This is a genomic window from Candidatus Cloacimonadota bacterium (genome assembly GCA_034661015.1).
In the GTDB taxonomy this organism is placed as follows: Bacteria; Cloacimonadota; Cloacimonadia; order JGIOTU-2; family JGIOTU-2; genus JAYEKN01.
The window spans coordinates 1-3,864 of record JAYEKN010000115.1 but is presented as its reverse complement, the minus strand read 5'-3'; the positions used below and the strand labels follow the sequence as shown (position 1 = coordinate 3,864).

The 3,864-nt window shown below is 35.0% G+C and carries 1 protein-coding gene; it reads right to left on the bottom strand.

Going from position 1 to position 3,864, the window contains the following annotated elements:
• Nucleotides 1–260: 260 nt before the first annotated feature.
• Nucleotides 261–3,851 carry an ABC transporter substrate binding protein gene (locus U9P79_04685; GenBank protein ID MEA2103924.1) on the bottom strand — a complete coding sequence of 1,197 codons (3,591 nt, stop codon included), beginning with the start codon at nt 3,849–3,851 and terminating at the stop codon, nt 261–263.
• Nucleotides 3,852–3,864 lie beyond the last annotated feature (13 nt).

Below are 3,864 nucleotides of genomic sequence, written 5' to 3'. Positions count from 1 at the left end.
TCAAGTAAAATATATTCTTCATCCTTTTTACAACTCATCCCCTAACCCCTTCTCTTCAAAGAGAAGGGGAACTTTTGTCTCCCTCTCTCCGCCAGCTGGCGGAAGGGTCGGGGTGAGGTCGAAAAATCATAGTTTACGGATGGACACCAATTAATGAACCATTATAGATGGGTAAAAGGCAAATCGTGGCGGATAAGAAACCCTCGTAAGCCGTTTTGAAAATTTCAATTTTTTTTCAATCTATCAAACTGCGAATCTGGTTACTTTGATGCATCCTTTGAATTTTTGAAACAAATTGTAAATGTAGTCCCACCTCCATTTGCTTTTGACACTTTCATAGTTCCTTCGATTTGATCAGTCAATCCGGTAATTAATTCCATGCCGAGAGTGGAAGGATTTTCCAAGTCAAAATTTTCACCGATTCCAACCCCGTTGTCGCTGATTGCCAATTCTATTTCTGTATTTTTTTGGGTCATTGTAACAGTTAGTTTGGGAAATTTTACACCTGCGAAGGCGTGCTTAAAAGCATTTGAAACAATTTCATTGATAATCAAACCGCAGGGAATTCCCAAAATAATATCCAAATAAACATTCTCCACATTTATTTCCAGCTCTAATTCATTTTCCAGATCGTGATAATGTGAACTGTATATTGTTTTGACAAGTTGATTTATATAATCACTAAAATCAATGTTAGCAAGGTCGGTTGATCTGTATAATTTTTCATGGATCATTGCCATCGAACGAATACGATCTTGACTTTCCGATAGAGCTTTACGGGCTTCTTCGTTATCAATGGAATTTGCTTGAAGGCTCAACAGACTGGACACAACTTGCATATTATTTTTCACGCGATGAAATATTTCCTGCATCATAACTTCTTTTTCACGAAGTGCTTTTTCAATTTTTTTTTGTATTTCTTTTTGCTCAGTAATATCTCTGGCGATTCCTTGAATACCGACAACTTTTTTATTTTCGAATATAGGTCTAAGCTTATTTGAGAATATGTGTTGCTCACCGTCTTTTGATTTAACAAGAGTTTCATAGCCTACTGTTTTGCCTTTTTTAACCTCATTGTATTTGTTCATGGAATTGGCTCTATCAGCCTGATCAATTAATTTGAGGGATTGAAAGCCAACGAGTTCTTCCTTACTAAAACCTATTAGTTTTTCAAACTGATTATTAACAGAAATAAAATTTCCTGTTTTATCAGAAGTCCAGATCATATCACTGGCATTTTCAAAGAGATCACGAAATTTCTCTTCACTTTCTTTTAGTTGCTGTTCAGCCTTTAATCTTTGGACAACATCGGCTACGGTGTTTGCTACAATTTCCAAAATTTTAAGATCATTTTGGGTGTAAGCGTTTTTATTTTCGTAACTCTGAACCGCTATTACCCCGATAATTTTTTCATCGCTTTTCAAAGGTGAACCCATCCAAACTTTACTTTTCCAATTAGCATTTAGAAGTTTCCCTTGGGCAATCATTTGATTTCGGTCGGTTTCTGTTAGAAGTAAAGATTTTCTCGTTCGGATAACAAATGCAGTTAATCCAGTCCCAAGTTCTTTGGGTTCAGGTGTTTCGGTTTTTACTTTATCTTTATAATAGGGTATATTGATAATATTTGTTTTATTGTCATATAAGGCTACATAAAAATTATCGGCTGTAATTATTTTTTTCAGATTTTTATGAATTAGGGCGAAAAGATTTTTGAGATCATTCGTTTGAGAAATTGCATTTACAATATTATATAAAACCTTTTGAGTTATTTCTGCTTTTTTCTGTTGAGTAATATCTTCGGTCAGAATTACTACTTGTTTCACTGCCCCCTTATCATTTGTAAGAGCATATAAGTATTGTGAAATGATTTTGGGTTTATCGAATGACATTTTTTTTATTTCTATTTCCGGAATAAAGAGTCTCCCACCTGAAGCGTAAATTTTATTTATTTTATTTTGATCTTGTTTGGGATAAACAAACTCTTTATCGGAGATTGATTTTGATTTTGATTTTTCTTTTCCTGATGAAGTTTCGGGAGAACCCCATATTCTTTCCCACGCTTTATTAGAATGCAACAGCAAACCCTTTTTATCTCTGATGGATATACCGATAGGGGAATTTTTGATCACAGCAGATAAAAGATTCTCACTCGTCTTCAATTTATCGGTTAATTCTCCTCGTCTCTTCATTTCGGTAATCAGATCTTGAAAATTAAGAGTATTTTTAAAAGCAGATGTAGCAAAAGTGGCAAAAGTCTCTGCGAGAGTTATATCCTCTTGTGAAAAATCTTTATCAAATCGATTGATACACATTGCTCCCAAAACCTCGTGTTCACTGATAAAAGGAAGGGCAATTACTTTTTCGTTAGCAGATTCGGGTGTATCCGGAATTTGAGTTCCGAGTTGTACAGTAAGTGGCTTGTTGAAGATCAAAATTTTTGCAGCGGTTACAGATTTCCCAGTAAAGCTATTTTCAAGATCCAATTCCGTAGCAAGAATTTCGTCTCTGTAATCAGGGTCAATTACAACGATAGGTTTTAAGATATTTTGATGCCTATCAAGACTATAAATACCACATCCATACCCATCCATTACTTCGAGAGCAGTCTCTGCAATAAGCTGCAAAATATCATTTAGTTCTGTTTCTCTGTTTAGGTTTTTTGCCACGTGAAATAACTTCTTCTGTATTTCAGTTTTTCTTTTTAGTAAATTTTCCGCTTTTTTCCTGCGAAAATTATTATAAATTAAAGCAATAATAAAGCCTATTAAAATAAATATTATAGTCAAAACTGACCAAATTAATATTTTGTAGGATGAATAAAAAGTAACAGGCTTATTTATGATGGTGCTTGCTTTCGGAAGTCGCGATTCCGGAATCCGGAATTTTGTGAGCTGATCATAATCGAACATTGGTACGTTTGGGCTTTCCGCCACAACTGGAATCTTTTCTGCATCTTCGCCGTTAAGAATTCTGAGTGCCAAATCGGCTGCTGTTTTTCCCTGTTGGAAACCACTGGTAAGAATTCCACCAACTATCCCTAACCCAAGTTGCATGTCCCACAAAGAATATACTGGTAATCCATAAGAAGATAGAATTTTAATAGATTCTTGAATCGTGAATGTTGCGCCGGTTGGATCTTGAAAAAAAGATAATTCCAAAATGGCAGAATTTGCGGGTAAGTTTTCCAAAGAGTCTCTCAACTGAGATTCTGTCAATTCTGCAAATTCGATAAATTTTATATTTGGTAGGTTTAGTTCGGAAACGGCTTTTCTGAATAGTTCCGAATTGATTCTGCCGGTTGGAGTAACATCAGATATTCCAACAATCTGAGATAGGTTTGAATGTAGGTCAATAATTAATTTAAGCGTTCCTTTCAGATCACAGGCTTCGGCTACTCCGGTAATTTTGAGTTGACCCGTAATGAGTGAATCGGAATAGTTGTTAATACCACAGAACACAATCGGAACTCCCGGAAAAATTTCCATTCGGTACTTTAAAAGAAAATCAAATGCATTGTTATCCGAAACAATTATTACATCGGGTTTATTAGCATGATATTTTTTCAAGAATAATTGTCTGAGGGTGGGAAATAAATCCGCAGGATCGTTACGTTTTGTGTCTAAATATTCAACTTGAGTGTTTATATCAAGGTCGGATTTGGATAGGGCAGACTGAATTCCGGAATTTATATTTTCCACCCAAGGGTAACCGGGATGATAGGAGTGAATTATCAGGATATTTCGAGCAATTTTGGGAGTACTTGCAAATAAATTCCCGCTTAGAAATAATACGCTAAATATAATTGAAAAAATAAGTAGGCGCTTTTTTAATCGTGTAAAATAAACGTTCATATAATTCCTTTTT

What these genes read in the sequence shown, in the direction of transcription:
- U9P79_04685 (MEA2103924.1), bottom strand. Translation starts at nt 3,851, where the DNA reads ATGAACGTTTATTTTACACGATTAAAAAAGCGCCTACTTATTTTTTCA.